Genomic DNA, 17,496 nt, shown 5'->3' on the forward strand with positions numbered 1-17,496 from the left:
GGTAACCGTTTAAATAGAAACTAATGGCATATTTTGTTTTAAATGATATAAGAGCGGCATAAATAAAAAACCATAAACCTTGGCTAGGTTATCTCATGAATTTTACGTCGTCTTTAGGGGTGCTATCTGCGAGCAGCATGCCTATTGAAAAAAAACAGCTCGCGCTGATCAATGCGGTTCTTAGTGGTTTCGATACGCAAGAACGTCAAGTTATATTCCAATCCGTTACTGACTACCGAAGAAATCAACTCATTGCACTCTTCCCAGAACATAAGGCTAAGAGCTTTTCAGTGCTGTTTGAATCGATGGACTATCGTGATTTAGTACAACGTTACCCTTCCACCTTATCGCCTTACATTACGGCGTTAGAGCTTGTCGCATCTCAGTGCTTTACGCACTGGCTGGAGTTTTGGTGTGAATGTGAAATTGCAGCAATCAAGACGAAGCCTCCTGTACAGGAAATCTCTACAATAAGTACCAAACTGCCCTTTGAAGATAGCGCTTATTACGGTGCCATGATTGAACGCATAGAAGATGCTCAACTTATGGTAAAAACACCCTCTCACTCTCAAGCGATATCACTGAGTGATGCAGTCACGTTAAGTAATCTTGAGCTTTTTATACAAGGTGAAAAGTGGTACGAAATGCTGCCGTTACTGTCGCTGTCGCAAACAGGGAAGCACTTTATATTACTAAAACATCCAGACAATGAAGCGGTCCCTACCCTTGTTGCCTCTGCTTTGGTTCAGGATTGGGCTATTCACAACCGTTGGTTGAGCTACGCACCACAATTTAGCAACGAACAATGGCACTACTGTTTACCAAACCATGGGTACGAAGAACTAACGCGATTACAGCTTTTTACATCATCTACACTGTTAAAATGTTACTCTCTCCCAGAATTTGATCGCGAATTCAAGTTACTATTATCCGATACACAATCTGTGTGTGAAGTCCTGCGCTTGACAGTAAGTGGAAATGCCCAGCAGAAACTCTACTTTCTCTACCTTGCACAAAAAGAGCTAATGAACGTACTGTATCAAGCTGGTTATAAAGTAGGCTTCACCATCATTGAGCAACCTTTCATGCTCAACTTTTATCAGTCGATCGATAAGAAAGCGTATTTCCATTCTGGATATTGCGATCTCAATAATGACGGCAAAGAAACTTACCGGGGATTCTGGAATTTCGAAATGATGGTCAAAGCATTCAATCAAACCGATTTCCGCGCCTACAAACGCGCAGTGAGAGCTAACCGAAAACGAGCGTCATCCGAAAGGGATGAATATGTTTGATTTCGGTTTAGAGACAATCATCTACGCAAAAGCCATTACGCTACTTGCCACGGTAGCAGTGGTTTTTATGTGGCTGATTTACTACTGCTTTCGCTTAAAACAAAAAAACGAGGTTATCTTTGGGACGCATCACGCGCCTTACATTGCTTACTCTGTTTGCATCATTGCTTGGATAAGCAGCAATGCGTATTTCCATACCGAGCTCTTGCCTGATTTGGGGCCGGATGTCGGCATCTTTATGGCAAAGTTTGCTAACCTTGCGTCCTTCTTCGCATTTGCGTTCGCCTATTACTTTTCTTGCCAACTCTCTGCCGAGCAAAGAAAAAGCAAAGTACACCCTTGGCAACAACTGATCTTCGTCACCCTGACGGTCTACTCATTATTTATCAACTTACAACCGAACTTAACGGTAGAGCATGTCGAAATCGTTGGACCTAGTGAGTTTGTCATTGAGTTTGGCCCACAGACCTCCTACTTCTTCATAGGTTTGGTAAGTTTCGTTGTGCTCACTTTGGTCAACTTAGTCGCCATGCGCGCTAACAGCAGCAGACTAACGCTAGCCAAAACCAACTACATGATCGCAGGCATCTTGGTGTTCATGCTATCAACGGCAACCATACACCTTGGCATGACTTACTTCATGGGTGACTTTTCACTGACTTGGCTACCACCAGCGTTGTCTATCAGTGAAATGTTATTCGTAGGTTATGCGCTACTCACCTCACGTTTTTATAGCGTCAAATACCTCGCATACATGTCACTCAGCGCATTGCTCGTATGCGCGATATTCGTTTTGCCTTTAGGTGCAATCTTCATCCCAATGACAGATAGCAAACAATGGTTAATCGCCACACCAATCTGCGCCCTAATCGGCATTACTTGGCATCTACTTTATAAACGAGTAAGCCGTTATTCATCGTTTTTGATTTACGGCAATAAGAAAACACCCGTGCAACAAATCTTAGCGCTTGAGGATGAGTTCAAACTGTCGATTGATGATGCGATGAGACGTTTGGGAATATTACTGCAAATCCCGAACGACAAGCTCCGCTTGGTGACCAGTAATTACACTGAGACATTTTACGAAGACTACTTGTCGTCAAACAAATCTGTCTTAGTGTTAGACGAACTCTCTGACGAGATTGACTATGCAAGCTCATCAAAGGGCTCCGTAAAAGCCTTGTACGAAAAAATGAGTTCAAACAATACGGCTTTGGTTATGCCACTCTTCGGGCAAGGCAAATCCGTGACGCACCTATTGGTCTCACCACATAAGATCAACAATCAGTTGTTCTCAAATGAAGAGATCTCCGCGTTGCAAACCTTGCTTACACGTGTTCAAAGCACCATTGAGGCCGATCGACGTATTCGTCAAAGCCGTGCGCTGGCTAACTCAATTGCCCACGAAATGCGTAATCCTCTCGCTCAAGTTCAATTGCAATTTGAGGCTCTGAAGCAGCATATTGAAAACCAAGCACCGATTGAGCAGATAAAAATTGACATCGAAAATGGTCAGGCGGCCATCCAACGTGGCCGTCAGTTGATTGATATCATTCTTCGGGAGGTCAGCGACAGCGCCCCTGAACATGAGCCCATTGCCCTCTCTTCAATTCATAAAGCGGTCGATCAAGCGGTCAGCCACTACGGTTTTGAAAATGAGAAGATAATTGAGAGAATTCGTTTACCACAACATACTGATTTTGTGGCCAAGCTAAATGAGACCTTATTTAACTTCGTTATTTTTAACCTCATTCGTAACGCAATTTACTATTTTGATTCCTATCCAGATAGTCAAATTGAAATCAGCACCAGTACTGGGGCTTATGAAAACGTGCTTGTGTTCCGCGATACCGGTCCTGGTATCGACGAGACCATCTCTCACAAAATCTTTGACGACTTCTTCTCTTACCAGAAAAGTGGTGGTAGCGGCTTGGGGCTTGGTTATTGCCAACGCGTAATGCGTTCATTTGGCGGGAGAATTGAGTGCCACTCAAAACTGGAAGAGTTCACCGAGTTTCACCTTTATTTCCCTGTTGTCCCTAATGCGCCAAAAGCTGAAACCTTACGTACGCCTTATTTCACGGATTGGAAGAATAGTCACACTGAACAAAAAGCCAAATCGAACGTAAAAATAGATAAGAACGCACCAACCGTACTCATCGTTGATGATAAAGAAGTGCAACGAGCATTAGTGCAAATGTATTTAAACCAACTTGGTGTGAATAGCTTGCAAGCCAAGAACGGAGAGAATGCGGTCGAACTGTTTGAAGCTAACCACATCGATTTGATATTAATGGATGTGCAAATGCCTGTAATGAATGGATTTGAAGCCAGTGAAAAGATAAAAGCGCTATCGCCTAACACGCCTATCATTGCGCTCTCAGGAGAGTCTGGAGAACGCGAGCTTGAAATGATTGCCAAGCTCATGGATGGGCGTTTGGAAAAGCCAACGACTTTAAATGCCCTCAGGCATGTCCTGAACAACTGGCTCAACAAAGACACCGCGTCGAATTCTTTCGAAATTGAGAATGAATAATTGGCATCTGATATGCATTACTGAAGTACAAACAAATTATCCATAGATTCAAGCCCTCTCTTTATTAGCGGGGAAACTTGATAAGGAGATGACCATGATGCTTCATCGACATACTTATTACGGCTTGATTCACCACGGTATTAAAACCTTACTTTTAGACCGTGTTGGACACTATACAGAAGAAGAATACCATCAGTACCTCAACCTGATGACGGGAAAATCAACCTGCTTCACCATGTCCCATGACGAACTAGAAGCAACAGTCGATAACCTGTTACGCGAAGGCTATTTGGAAGATGTGAAAAACCTCATCACTCGTTACCAAAACGTTGCCTGAACCTCTTCGTTCTGTCCAACAAAATAGCCGCTGAATGCGGCTATTTCTTTCCTCTATATTCTATAATTATTCACATTGCCTCAGATTCCGCTAGACTGTCCTCAACTCAATAACTAGGTAGTTTTTTGCATCATGAAGCAAATCCTTGATTTTATTCCACTCATTGTCTTCTTTGTCCTATACAAGATGCACGATATCTATGTTGCGACAGGCGCGCTTATCATCGCAACGGCTATTCAAATCGTGTTGACGTTTGCTCTATACAAGAAAGTAGAAAAGATGCAATTGGTTACTTTCGCAATGGTGGCTATCTTCGGTGGCATGACCATATTTTTCCACGATGACAACTTCATCAAATGGAAAGTAACCATCATCTATGCACTGTTCGCTGTTGGCTTAGCCGTAAGTCATGCTATGGGCAAGTCCGCGATCAAAGGCATGCTTGGTAAAGAAATCACTTTGCCTGAAGCGGTCTGGACCAAAATCAACTGGGCATGGGTTGGCTTTTTCTCGTTCTGTGCCGGCCTAAACGTATACGTAGCGTTTAAGCTCCCACTCGATGTGTGGGTTAACTTCAAAGTGTTCGGTTTACTGATCGCGACATTCGCTTACATGATCGCTACGGGCTTCTACATCTATAAGCACATGCCAAAAGATCAAAAAGAGAAGAAAGAAAACTCATCCGATGTTTCGGTTGATGATTAAAAGCTCAATTTTGCTATAATCTTCTTACATTGATTATTTACAGCGACCTCAGGGTCGCTGTTTTGTTGTTTGCGCCAGAAATCTTGGTGCATTATTTGCTCCATTTTTGAGCTTAATAAAGATTGTAGGATGTCATCATGAATCAAGAAGGTCATACACCAAAAGGCCAATTATTGCTTCGCACCCTTGCTATGCCCGCTGATACTAATGCCAATGGCGATATCTTCGGCGGCTGGATCATGTCCCAACTCGACTTAGCTGGCGCGATTCTGGCTAAAGAAATCTCCTTAGGCCGAGTTGTTACTGTCTCGGTTTCTAGCATCACATTTAAAAAACCTGTCAGCGTCGGCGATGTTGTCTGTTGTTACGGAGTATGCTCAAAGATCGGCAGAACTTCGATGAGTGTAGACCTAGAAGTATGGGTGAAGCCTGTTAAAGTCGACGGTGTAGAAGAGCGCTTCATGGTTTGTGATGCCACATTCAACTATGTTGCGATCGATAGCGAAGGTAAACCACGCCCAGTTCAAAAGTAATAACTTGGTTTAATATAACGAATTGCTAGGAACAACCTCACAAATTCCATTGTTGACTTGTGAGTGGCACAAAAAAGGCGTTAAATTAGGACTTTACCCTACCAATTAAGGAAATATGCTATGTGGTACGTCATTTTTTCTCAGGACATCGAGAACTCATTAGAAAAACGTCTGAGTGTTCGCCCTCAACATCTTGAGCGCTTGCAGCAACTTCAAGACGAAGGACGTCTACTCACTGCAGGTCCAATGCCAGCCATTGATTCCGATAATCCGGGTGAAGCAGGCTTTACTGGCTCGACAGTCATAGCAGAATTTTCCTCTTTGGAAGAAGCTCAAACATGGGCTGATGCCGATCCATACATTGCAGCGGGCGTTTACGAAAATGTCATCGTAAAACCGTTCAAGAAAGTGTTTTAAGTTATGAAAAAATTACTGTGTCTTTTCCTCGTATTCGGTGCACTAGCAGGTTGTTCATCAAGTGATGACAAGCAACATCAACTTGAGTTGATGGCTTCTAACCGCGCTGGTGTTCTTTCTGCAGGTTTACCGCTTGAATACGGTCCATTAAAAATCTTACGCATTTCTTCCAACAAAAATGTGGTTGAGATGATGATGATTTATAACGATGATGCGCTTGGTGCCAAGCCGTTAAATCAAGTAGTGAACACCAGTATATACACTTACTGCAATACACCAGCGGTGCGTGAGCAAATTGATATGGGCTTGATGTACCGAATCAAAGTACGCAACTCCCGCGGCCAATTAATGGCGGATGAGTTGGTGTCAGCGCAAACATGCAGCGCAGGTCAAAAAGCACAGTAATACGCGACTCAATCTTCTTGAGTTAGACGCTCGATAAAATAAAAAAGCGAGGATAGATATCTTCGCTTTTTTGTTTCTGCGGCCAGTTTGAAAAACTAAGCGCTTATACGAGTTCAGCTCTGAGCTTCTTAGCAGCAGAGACAAGGTTACCTAATGCGGCTTCGGTTTCTGCCCAACTACGCGTTTTAAGTCCACAATCAGGATTCACCCACAAGCGTTGCGCCGGTATTTTTTCAGCTGCTTTCTTGAGTAAGCCTTCAATCCACTCCTCCGTTGGAATGTTCGGAGAATGGATGTCGTACACACCCGGACCAATTTCATTCGGATAATTAAAGTCTTCGAACGCTTTCAGCAATTCCATATTGGATCGCGATGTCTCGATTGTAATCACGTCAGCATCAAGCGCGGCAACTGAATCAATGATTTCGTTAAACTCGCTATAGCACATGTGAGTATGAATTTGCGTTTCTGGTTTTGCGCTAGCCGCAGAGATCTTAAACGCATCGACGGCCCAATTTAGGTATTCTTTATGGTCACGCTTCTTCAGTGGTAAGCCTTCACGAATCGCTGGCTCATCGATTTGAATAATGTTGATACCCGCCTCTTGCAAGTCAGAGACTTCATCACGAAGTGCAAGGGCCAACTGGTCTGCAATTTCTTTGCGAGTAATGTCTTCACGTGGGAATGTCCAACACAGAATCGTCACTGGACCGGTCAACATGCCCTTCATTTGCTTGCTGGTCAACGATTGTGCATACGTCGACCATTCCACCGTAATCGGTTTTACCCGCTCAATATCTGCGACCACAATCGCTGGTTTGACACAACGAGAACCATAGCTCTGTACCCAACCAAGTTGAGTGGTTTGGAAGCCCGCCAGATTTTCAGCAAAATACTCCACCATGTCATTACGCTCAGCCTCACCATGCACAAGAACATCAAGATCGAGCGCTTCTTGGCGTTTCACCGCATCAGCGATGTGTCCTTTCAATGCCTGTTTATAATCTGATTCTGAAAGTTGACCACTGCGGAACGCACTTCTCTGAACCCGAATTTCTCCCGTTTGTGGGAAAGACCCGATAGTCGTAGTCGGCAAGAGTGGCAAGCCAAGCACTTCAGCTTGGTGTACGGCACGCTCTTCATAAGGTGCACTGCGCTGACTGAGCGCCGCCGTGATTTGGTTCAAACGAGACTGAACGTGTGGTTTGTTAACATGTGAAGCGGCTTTACGATCTTTAATGGGTTGACTATACGTATCACAAGCTAAAATCGCATTTTGGTCTCCATCAAGCGCACGGCCAAGCAAGGCAACTTCCGTTACTTTTTGTTTGGCGAAAGAAAACCAACTTTTTACTTCTTCACTTAACTCCGTTTCTAACTCTAGGTCTACCGGGCTGTGTAGCAATGAACACGAACTGGCTACCCATAAATTGTCGCCAAGTATCTCTTTAACTGGCTGTAAGCGCTCTAATTGAGAACTTAAATCCGATCGCCACACATTACGTCCATTCACCACGCCCGCAGACAATACCCAGCCACTAGGCAGTTTTGCTACCACTTCTTCAAACTGCTCAGGCGATGCAGATAAATCGACATGAAGTCCATCAACATTAAGCTCGATGATTTTATCCAACGTGTCCGTGACCGAATCAAAATAAGTGGTTAACAACACTTTTACGTCACTACGAATGACCTGATAAGCTAGCTTGAACGCGTCCAACCATTTACTTTCCAGCTCAAGCGAGAGAATCGGTTCGTCAATTTGTACCCATTCCACACCTTGACTAGCAAGTTTAGAAAGAATTGCTTGATACGCGGAGAGTAGCCTTGGCAATAAAGTCAAACGATCAAAATCTTCTTCCACTTCCTTACCTAGATAGAGGTAACTGAGCGGCCCAAGCAAAACAGGTTTTACTTTGTGGCCGGCTTTGACTGCCTCATTCACTTCTTCAAAAAGCTGTGGCCAACTGACTTCAAACGTATCATCCTTGCTGAACTCAGGCACAATGTAATGGTAATTGGTATTAAACCACTTCGTCATATCAGAGGCTGCCGCCCCCCCACAGTCGCAAGCAGATTGAGATTGACCACGACCGACTTTAAATAGTGTGTCTAAATCTGGAAACCCACTTGCGTGTCGCTTTGGTACATGTCCCAATAACAATGTTGTGGTTAAGACATGATCGTACCAAGCAAAATCACCCGCAGTTGTGAAGCTCAAACCCGCCTCTGTTTGTGTGTTCCAGTTTTGTGCTCGCAAGCTTGCCCCTGCTCGCTTAAGCTCCGCCTGATCGATTTCACCACGCCAGTATTTTTCCTGAGCAAACTTAAGTTCTCGTTTTTCACCAATGCGTGGGTAACCAAGAATATGCGTTGTCGTTGCCATGTCCGTATTCCTTATTCAGTGTCTGATGTTGAGGTCAGAGCATCGAGAGAAAACCTATCAAGATGTCTGGATGGCTAAAACTATCGCTCTGGCAACCGCATTGAACAACATCCAATTATTCAACTTGTTTATTAAAAAATTTCATATTGAGCGATCTCACTCGCACTAGACTAAAACAAATGGACGTCTAGACGTTTACATATCCATTTTTTATGGGTAAGTTAATAAAGCTCATGGCAGACATAAAAGGATGAATGGGATTCATGATAGAGTTGAAACACTTACGCACACTCACTTCACTAAGGGATACTGGTTCATTAACGGCAACCGCAACCGCTTTACACCTGACGCAATCTGCCCTTTCTCATCAAATCAAAGATCTTGAATCTCGTATTGGTGGGCAGCTTTTTTTGCGCAAAACCCGCCCCGTTAAATTCACTTCAGAAGGTGAAATTTTGCTTCGTCTCGCTGATGAAATCTTGCCGAAACTCGCCAAAGCAGAAAACGAGCTTGCAAGCTTGAAAGAGGACGTGAACGGTCGTTTGCACATGGCGATTGAGTGCCACTCTTGCTTCCAATGGTTAATGCCAGCACTGAAGGAATACCAATTAACTTGGCCAAGTGTGACGCTCGATTTCTCTTCCGGCTTCGGTTTTGAACCTCTACCAGCCCTGTTGGCTGGCGAGCTTGATTTGGTCATTACATCAGACATTCAGCCACGCTCCGAAGTCCATTATGAACCGTTGTTTGACTTCGAAATGCGCTTGATTACTTCGACTAGCCACCCATTAGCGAACAAAAACGTCATTGAGCCTGAAGATCTTGCTGATCAAACCATGCTTTCTTATCCAGTACAGAAACAAAGATTGGATGTGGTCAAACACTTCTTACACCCTGCGGGAGTTGAGCCAGCCAAGTGGAAACAAGCGGACAACACGTTAATGCTCGTACAAATGGTGTCAGCAGGATTGGGGGTAGCAGCATTACCAAATTGGGCGATTTCTGAGTTCTCGCGCCAAGGTTTGATTACCAGCATGCCTTTTGGAGAGGGGTTATGGCGTAGATTGTTCGCAGCAACACGTAACTCAGAAAAAGAGAAGCGTTACTTACAGGCTTTCTTTGCAACAGCTCGCCAGCAATGTAAAAGCCACCTTGATGGGATCAAGATGGCTTAAAGATCGACAATTGAAACGAAACTAACGTTCGTAAGATTTAAATTGATTGGTCAGTGGGTCATATTGATAGCCAAGCATATCGAGCTTGCCCACTACCGATTCCACATCCATCTCGTACATCGATACCAACTCTTCAAAGCTATCACATTCTAAGCGCAGCTTTTCATTAACGATACCCAACAAGATAATGCTGTCCCAGTTACTTACGTTGCTTAAATCCATCGCGACACTCCTCTAAGACAAGGTATTTGACCCCAATTCCGTTGAGCACGTGCGTCAAGACTCTCTCGAAATGAATGAGGCTATAACTAAAGCGTAGACTTAATCGAATGTTTTGAAAGTGAGCTCGATCTAAATCCCGAGCTCACAAAAAGAAAAGAAGACAGAAGTGTTAGTTCGTTCGGTCTATGCCCCCAATAGGAACAGCCCCTGTAAGCTTGTCATTGAAGCCAAAGCAAGAAGCAACGCTGCCGCCAATTGCACTTTGTTTGGCGCTTTATGAGTGAAGAGATGCCAGCACCAAACCACGATTGCCATAATCAGCATCGCCAGTGACGCTAGAATATGTTGTGTCACGCCATTCAATGTCGCTTCATCCAACTGATAAGCAGAAAACAACGTCATCACGACCAACAGCATACCCGAAACAACACCCGTAACCGGTAAGATTCGGTGAAATGCTTGCAAGCGGCTACGTGCGATAACTAGAAGTAACTGCGCAAACACGGCACCTAAGAAGAAGATCATCAATGCCACTGAAGCGCTTGCCGCCCAATGCGGTTGCTCAAATAGTTGAATGCTCACGTACGCGAACGCCAAACCGTTCGCTAGATGCAGAGCCCATAATGGCCCTTTCTCACGTGTCTTCTTAGTCTGAACTTGAGAGTAAAAATAAAAGATCGCGAATACGATCATGAAAGCTTCAATACGAAGCGACGCCACTGCCAACCAAAGTACGCCAATTGATGGCAACATCTTATGCAGGCGACCACGTTGACCAGGGCAGATATCACCCTTAATCAAAAGTAAGGTCAACAGCGCTTGGGCGCCAAATAGCATTGGAGGAAAAGTTAACAGCAATTGTTGAATCATGTTGAATGCAAACTCAAAAGTCATTTTGGGGTGGCGATAATAGCAAATCACCTAATGGTCGACTAGCCCGTAACTTCACCACTCGCTCGCAGAGTTCACAAGTCAGCATCTCTTGAGGGGCTGATTCGCTTTCCGTGTTAGCATCGCCGCGAAATAGCCGTCAAACCTGCTATTTAATCTCTCCGCTTGAACTTTACATTTTGCAATAAAATGAAAGTGTAAAGTCAAAAACAACATGAAAAACAGAACGCTCATCTCTATTCTCTTTTGTCTATTTTCGTTAACAGGCTGTGATTTCAACAAAGATCCAGTTCTCTCCCTATCATACGAAGAGTCCACGGTTTCTCATGAGTTAGTCATTCACGCTGAATCTCAGTCACTACCCAAAGGGGATAAGCTCTATTTACGCGCTCAACTTCTTGACTCAGAGAATAACAGTTGGCTTACCGAAACAGATACCGTGATTTGGAATAGCTCGAATGAGAAGGTCGCGACGATTAACTCAAGCGGCTTATTGCTTGCGAAATCACAAGGAGCCACAACCATCACCGCATCAATAAATAAAGATGGTCTCGCCTTCTCTGTAAGCTTAGAAATCACAGTATCCGAAGCAATGCTCTCAAAATTAACTCTCGTATTGGCAAACGAAGGTTCAACACCTAAAGGCTTAACGCTTCCCTTTCAAGTCATGGGGGAATATTCAGATGGAAACCGCATTGATTTGACTGACTCTTCGGAACTTCAGTGTCATATTGCAGACTCTACTGTCGCCCAACTCACACTCGGGAATCCAGCCAACCTCATCCAAGGAATGAGTGTAGGGAATACTGTACTTAACTGCACATATGGAGATACCGCCTTAGAAGCAGGTAAGAAAATCTCTATCAGCAAAGCCATACCTGTCGAATTGTCCCTTAGCCTAGAGCATTCAGAACTGCCTGTCGGTTCGAGCTCTCAAATACTCGCGTTCGCTAAATTTTCAGATAGTTCAACGCAAGAAATTACAAACTCGCCGGAGCTCCATTTAGACATCAGGGATCGCTCGCTGGCATCTATTATTCAAGAACAAGATCAAACCCAATTATTTGCTACCTCTACTGGGACAGCAATCTTGACGGCGAAAATTAAAAACACAGAGCTGTCCGACGAAGTATCAGTCGTCATTACTCCTGCTGAGTTTTCTACACTCAATGTAACCCTCGAGAAAGATGAAATACCTTTGGGCCTTTCAACGCATGTTCAAGCACTGGCAGAACTTACAGACCAATCCACTATCAATGTCACACGAGACCCTCGAGTGATTTGGTCTGTGCTCCCTGTAACCATTGCTCGAATAGAGACAAAAGAGAACAAACTGACCATCAAAGCGCTTAAACCTGGTCAAGCGACGCTCATTGCCTCGCTGAACGATGGACAAATACGCTCGCAAGTACCGTTTAGCGTATCCGAACCTGTCGTGACCAAACTTAGTTTATCTCCCAATGTCGATTCATTGCCTAAAGGGTTATCTCATTCATTTCAAGCTTGGGCCACATACTCGGACGGTTCCATTGCCGAAGTTACGTCTGCCTCAGAATTTCAATGGAGCGTAGATAATACAGACATCGCGACATTTGAACTTAGTCCTCATAAAGGAATGATAACGGGCATTCAAGTTGGTGAAACCAACATAACAGGTACACTTTCTGATAGATGGCGTCGTACCGCTACATTAACGGTTTCAGATGCTATCGTTACCGAGATCAGCTTTGATGAAACTGAGCTTTCTTTACCCGTAGGGCTAGAGCATCCTTTGAAAGTAAACGCCCTATTGTCAGATGGAAGTGTCATTGATATTTCGAACTCTCCTGAGATTAGCTTTATTGTTAGCAATAAAGAGTTTGCCGATTTTGACGACCAAGAAAGAAATGTGGTTGTCGGAAAGAATATGGGCTCGACCACAATTACAGCACTCGCTAAATTTAATTCATTAGAACATCAAAACCATATGACATTATTCGTCATGCCTCCCGTAATAAAACGACTTTCTCTAGAATCAACATTTACAGAAATAACGGCTGGTGTTCCTCTGGTACTGCAAGCTATCGCAACCATGACCGATGGCTCTGAGGTTAACGTAACAAACAGCTCAACATTAGATTGGAGCGTCGAACCCGTTGGTAGCGCAGAGCTTACTCAATCAACAGAAGGGATAACGCTTACCGGAATTGAAAAAGGTGAAATAAAAGTCTCTGTTACTGCGGAGTCTTTTCCCTCAACGGTCACAACTCAGAAAACATTCACTGTTGTCCCTAAGGACTATACGATTACATTGGTAGAAGAAGCGATATCTCCTCTAAGTCGCTCCGTTTTCGAAGGTTATGACATCGATGATATAAAAATTAGGCATAACGGTTTAACAAACTTTGATTTGTTGAACACAACACCACGCTACTTGAATAATCCTTTAGTCAGAGTCAATCAACATCACTTTCGCATTACGGGGGTTGTCTCACCATTTAAAGCTGTGAATTTTGAACTGCCAGAATGGTTTGATGAACCCATCGCTTCTGCTTATTTCGTTGATGAGCAACCATTGTTCAAAGCACATATACGAGCTTATGCCGACGTCAGACAAAATGACGACAAATACGCACAGCCAACGACAGAAAACGTTTATCAATATGAAAAAGAGTTGCGTGGCTTCAAACAGTTAATGAATAACTATGACTATAACCATCGGTTTATCGGCTTCATTCAAAGCTATATGAATTCAAGAACCCGCATGATCCGGCATGAAGATCATTGGTGTGAAGTAGAAACGCTACTGACATCAACTCGTTCAATAGAAAGCAGTTCTGACCACTTTGCTAAATTCAAAGGTAACGATACTTCACCACATACATTGAAACACGTAAGTCTTATCGCAAATAAGCCGAGTGCGACCTACATGATGCTGACCCGAGAAGCCAACGGCGTCGCAACGGTTGGAGATGGGTGGTTGAGCGTACGTGATTTTAGGTTGTTTTCTGAAGGGGCTACATCACCTAAAACAACCTACCTACACGAAAAGATGCACAACCACGGCTTCGGTCATAAAGGAGGAATGACCTATGGCTACCCCGCAGAGACTGGCAAGTTTGTGAATCAATCTTGGACACAGTTTTACGAAGATGGCGCGGTTGAGGCATCAACACCCACACTAGCAAGCCAATACGAACTCAAAGATCTGGGTAAACAGTTTAAGTTGGAGATTTCATTTTTAGATAAGAGCACATCGGTGCCATCAAACCGACATATTGATAAGTTCATCTTACTCACCACTTCTTTGGCTAAATTAGAACGTAGCTATCTAATTGATCATAATAACAATGCCATCGAAATTTACCCAGAACTCGACTCTGGTTATGATCACACGTATTTGTTTAACAATATTGAGCCAATTCAACCTCAAAGCATAAGTGAGGCGAACTCTGAACCAGTCGCGTCAAAACTCATTTTTGTTTTTGACAAACCAGAACAAGCAAATACAAACAACATCCCTACGTCTATCATCTTTATCGGTGGTAACGGGGAAGATACAAAGCAACAAGCGAACCTCGTAATCAACTACTCAGGTTCAGGAGGATTTGTCAGCAAAGATGGACAGTTCGTCTATCTAACCAAGCAATGGAATAAAAATGACAATAACGTCTTCACCAATGAAGTAAATACACTCTCACCAATTGAAGCGGAACAGTTCTGCAAAGAGAAAGGACTCAACCTAGGAACATTAAAACCATTTCGCTCAAGAGATATGATGGATTTTCAAACGAAATATCAGAAATACGGAACTCAAGTGGGGCTGTCGTACGAAACTGGTACACCAATGGCCATCTCAGTACCAACCACTTACCGACCAAATACTATTACAGAAGTAGAAAAAGGTGCCGTAATTGTATGTAATGAGCAGTGAACTGAATGAAAGCAGCATTGAGCACTTTTACCAGTCCCCAACACTGCCCATATAAAAGAGCGATGCAACTAATACTAGCTCTTTGCCAGATAACTCAACGCATCTTCTTGAGTTAACAAACCACGGTACTGATTTTGTGAATCACAAAGTATCCATGGAAAGGCCGTTCCTGCTGTCACTAGCTCTCGAACGGTCGAGACAGGCAAGTTCGCATCCACCAGCTCAAACTCTGTACTCATGATTTGATTCACTGGTCGCTTCCAAATCCTATTCTCACGTTCCGATTCCAAATCAGTCCCCATCGTTGGTGTTAAGTGCAAGTTGATTTGAGCTTTAGTAATCAAACCAACGCATTGCTTCTCATTAATGACCACCAAAGGCGCCGTCGGGCTCAAGTTCATGTACTCAACGGCGAGTGACAATGGCTCACCCGGATCAAGTCGACGAACATCGGTATGGCTGAGAGACATTAGTGGTGCATCTTGCGTCGGTTTTACTTTCACGTTGTTAAAGTGCTTTTTGTGACACTGTGGCTTGTCCAGTAGCACCACAGGTACCGCTTGAGAAAACAAAAAACCCTGCATAAAATCAACACCAAGGTCTGCAAGCTCTGTTAGTTCTTGTTGCGACTCAACCCCTTCAGCAACCACTTTCACGCCAAGCTTGTGTGCTAACTCAGTGATCATTTTGACGATGTTGTAACGAGTGCTCCCTTCTTCGATACCTCTGATAAATTTTCGATCTATTTTGAGCAGATCAAACTGCCCTTCTTCAAGGTAAGAAAAGGAAGAGTAGCCAGTACCAAAATCATCAATAGCGATCTTGATGCCCTTGTCACGCAGTTCACTCAAAGCAAGGGTATGCTCTTTATCTTGTTCAAAATACGCAGTTTCCGTGAGTTCGATAGTGATTCGATTCGGATCAACACCACTTCCAGCAATCAAATCATAGGAACTTTGCAAAACTTGCAGCGCATCCAACTTGGTATTCAGTGAACGATTCAACGTTAATCCTATTTCTTCTCCATAAACTTTCTGGATATGAGGAAGTTGCTTGAGTGCTGTGCGGCAAACGAGATCATCCAACGCAGCAATCAACTCTAAATCCTCGACAACTGCGATCATCTCTTGGGTATCATAGGTTTTATTCTGATGATAGAAACGCGCTAACGCTTCGAACTTCACCACTTTGCCCGTACGTGTTTCAATGATCGGCTGATAATAGACATCAACAAGTTGGCTCTCAATTTGTGTTCTTAGAAAGGCTTCGAGATGATGACGCTTGACGAGTTCATCATGCAGTTCACTATTATAAAAACTGAAGTAGTTCTGGCCTCCACTCGGAGAGGAAACCATCGCTTGCGCTGCATGCACCAGTGCTTGTTTTGGATTATCAGTATCGTAACCGAGCACCGATACACCAGTTTGTCCTTCTACTATTGCATCATGCATACTTGATCCCAACTCACTTCTTAATTCCGAAAAAAAGCCTCGTAACGCAATTTGAATAAGACGCAGTGGGCTTAACCATTGGCATCGAGGCGTTTGCAAACACACTACAAATACGTCCCGCGACAACTGACCCGCAATACTGGCGTGGCGACTTCGCATCACAAAATCGGAAAAACCTAACTGCTGCTCAAGTAGGGACTGCTGTGAGAATTTCGGTCTAATTGTCACGATGATATTGAGATCTTTGTGGCTATTTTCATCCACTAACCGTGCTAACTGTTGTTCAAACTCTTCGCGAGGGGGAAGAAACGTAGTCCACTGTTGAGGTTGGTCACTGGCCTTTTTCATCCACAATAATGAGGCAGAAATATCGGTAGAAAAACCGAGGTAAAGCGTACGACCAGAATTGAACACTAACCGATAAATGCAAAGATGATGCGCTTGGTTACTCCCATTCACGGTACGACTAAGAAGATTACCACTCCAAAAACCTTCAGTATCAATGTCTTGCCAGATCTGTTCGTAAAACGCTTTACTATGATGTTCAGAACTTAAAATATGGGTTTTCAGACCAACAAGGTCACGGTTTTCATAACCCATTTGCTGCTCGAACGCTGGGTTGCAGCCTAATATGCGAGTATCTTGATCGGCGACCAAAACGCCTACGTTGGGTAAATCGAAAATGGTTTCCAGAATTTTGGCTAACTCTTCGCACCCGGTAATACTCAATTGCGGGATGATGGCACCTTGCACGATATGACCGTTAAGACGCTCAAAGCTCAACGCTACATGCACGAGTCGATCATTATCTAGCATCAGGCAACCAGAAAACTTACCATGCCCACCATTTTGTTCTACATCTAAAATGTGTTGCTTCGCGCTGTCACCCTGACCAAGCAACATGTATTGAAAAACATCATCCAAACTATTCACTGTCTGTTTTAAGCCCAAAACAGACATCATGCTTTGCTGGTCACATTCAAACTCATGTGTCTCTATATCATAAGACCACTCGATCACTTGAGAATGACCGGACGCAGGCTGCACTTCTCCTTGTGCTACGGATAGCATTTCACTCATAACCTAGCCCCCTATTGTATCGGCTTAAGACTTTGAGAGCGCCACCCATGTATGACGATTGTTTGCTGTAGTTTTTTGATTGCAAATCGGTCAATACCATTTGAAACATCAACGATGTTTACGGCGCGTTTCAGTCAACAAGCGCGTGCA

13 protein-coding genes are annotated in these 17,496 nt (G+C 43.8%); 9 read left to right on the forward strand and 4 right to left on the reverse strand.

Annotated elements, in window-relative coordinates; translation table 11 throughout:
• Positions 1–95 precede the first annotated feature (95 nt).
• The 7 genes from BCT11_RS02415 to BCT11_RS02445 all read left to right on the forward strand — a co-directional run bounded on the left by BCT11_RS02415 (position 96) and on the right by BCT11_RS02445 (position 6,228).
• Complete coding sequence (locus tag BCT11_RS02415) at positions 96–1,295, forward strand: acyl-homoserine-lactone synthase (RefSeq protein WP_038880524.1); 1,200 nt, start codon at positions 96–98, stop codon at positions 1,293–1,295.
• Positions 1,288–3,831, forward strand: a complete 2,544-nt coding sequence (locus BCT11_RS02420; RefSeq protein WP_102386978.1) for a hybrid sensor histidine kinase/response regulator — start codon at positions 1,288–1,290, stop codon at positions 3,829–3,831. Before BCT11_RS02415 ends, BCT11_RS02420 begins: the two co-directional genes overlap by 8 nt.
• Before the next feature lie 94 nt (positions 3,832–3,925).
• Positions 3,926–4,168, forward strand: a complete 243-nt coding sequence (locus tag BCT11_RS02425) for a hypothetical protein (RefSeq protein WP_038871884.1) — start codon at positions 3,926–3,928, stop codon at positions 4,166–4,168.
• A gap of 132 nt (positions 4,169–4,300) precedes the next feature.
• Positions 4,301–4,873 carry a septation protein A gene (locus BCT11_RS02430; RefSeq protein WP_038871887.1) on the forward strand — a complete coding sequence of 191 codons (573 nt, stop codon included), beginning with the start codon at positions 4,301–4,303 and terminating at the stop codon, positions 4,871–4,873.
• A gap of 137 nt (positions 4,874–5,010) precedes the next feature.
• Positions 5,011–5,406, forward strand: a complete 396-nt coding sequence (gene yciA / locus BCT11_RS02435) for an acyl-CoA thioester hydrolase YciA (RefSeq protein ID WP_038871890.1) — start codon at positions 5,011–5,013, stop codon at positions 5,404–5,406.
• A 120-nt stretch (positions 5,407–5,526) separates the two neighbouring features.
• Positions 5,527–5,823, forward strand: a complete 297-nt coding sequence (locus BCT11_RS02440; RefSeq protein WP_038871892.1) for a YciI family protein — start codon at positions 5,527–5,529, stop codon at positions 5,821–5,823.
• Positions 5,824–5,826: 3 nt separating this feature from the next.
• Positions 5,827–6,228: a GspS/AspS pilotin family protein gene (locus tag BCT11_RS02445; RefSeq protein WP_038871894.1), complete on the forward strand. Its 402-nt coding sequence runs from the start codon at positions 5,827–5,829 to the stop codon at positions 6,226–6,228.
• A gap of 103 nt (positions 6,229–6,331) precedes the next feature.
• On the opposite strand, the gene metE is transcribed toward BCT11_RS02445, so the two are convergent.
• A complete protein-coding gene (metE, locus tag BCT11_RS02450) occupies positions 6,332–8,614 on the reverse strand; it encodes a 5-methyltetrahydropteroyltriglutamate--homocysteine S-methyltransferase (protein WP_102386979.1) in 2,283 nt (760 codons plus the stop codon).
• Between the two features lie 263 nt (positions 8,615–8,877).
• Between metE and metR the strand changes: the two genes are divergently transcribed.
• Positions 8,878–9,789, forward strand: coding sequence for an HTH-type transcriptional regulator MetR (metR, locus tag BCT11_RS02455; RefSeq protein ID WP_038871949.1), 912 nt, complete (start codon positions 8,878–8,880; stop codon positions 9,787–9,789).
• 21 nt (positions 9,790–9,810) lie between these two features.
• Here metR and BCT11_RS02460 read toward each other — a convergent pair whose 3' ends face one another.
• Together BCT11_RS02460 and BCT11_RS02465 are read right to left on the reverse strand one after the other, a co-directional pair.
• A complete protein-coding gene (locus BCT11_RS02460) occupies positions 9,811–10,011 on the reverse strand; it encodes a DUF4250 domain-containing protein (protein ID WP_005445023.1) in 201 nt (66 codons plus the stop codon).
• A gap of 183 nt (positions 10,012–10,194) precedes the next feature.
• Positions 10,195–10,905, reverse strand: coding sequence for a hypothetical protein (locus BCT11_RS02465; protein ID WP_198593898.1), 711 nt, complete (start codon positions 10,903–10,905; stop codon positions 10,195–10,197).
• Between the two features lie 211 nt (positions 10,906–11,116).
• On the opposite strand from BCT11_RS02465, the gene BCT11_RS02470 reads away from it, so the two are divergent.
• Positions 11,117–14,815 carry an Ig-like domain-containing protein gene (locus BCT11_RS02470; protein WP_102386980.1) on the forward strand — a complete coding sequence of 1,233 codons (3,699 nt, stop codon included), beginning with the start codon at positions 11,117–11,119 and terminating at the stop codon, positions 14,813–14,815.
• Between the two features lie 74 nt (positions 14,816–14,889).
• Here the strand turns inward: BCT11_RS02470 and BCT11_RS02475 are convergent, their stop codons facing one another.
• A complete protein-coding gene (locus tag BCT11_RS02475) occupies positions 14,890–17,346 on the reverse strand; it encodes an EAL domain-containing protein (RefSeq protein ID WP_102386981.1) in 2,457 nt (818 codons plus the stop codon).
• Between the last annotated feature and the right edge of the window lie 150 nt (positions 17,347–17,496).

Origin of the sequence: Vibrio sp. 10N.222.52.B12 (assembly GCF_002875385.1) — a bacterium.
In the GTDB taxonomy this organism is placed as follows: Bacteria; Pseudomonadota; Gammaproteobacteria; order Enterobacterales; family Vibrionaceae; genus Vibrio; species Vibrio jasicida.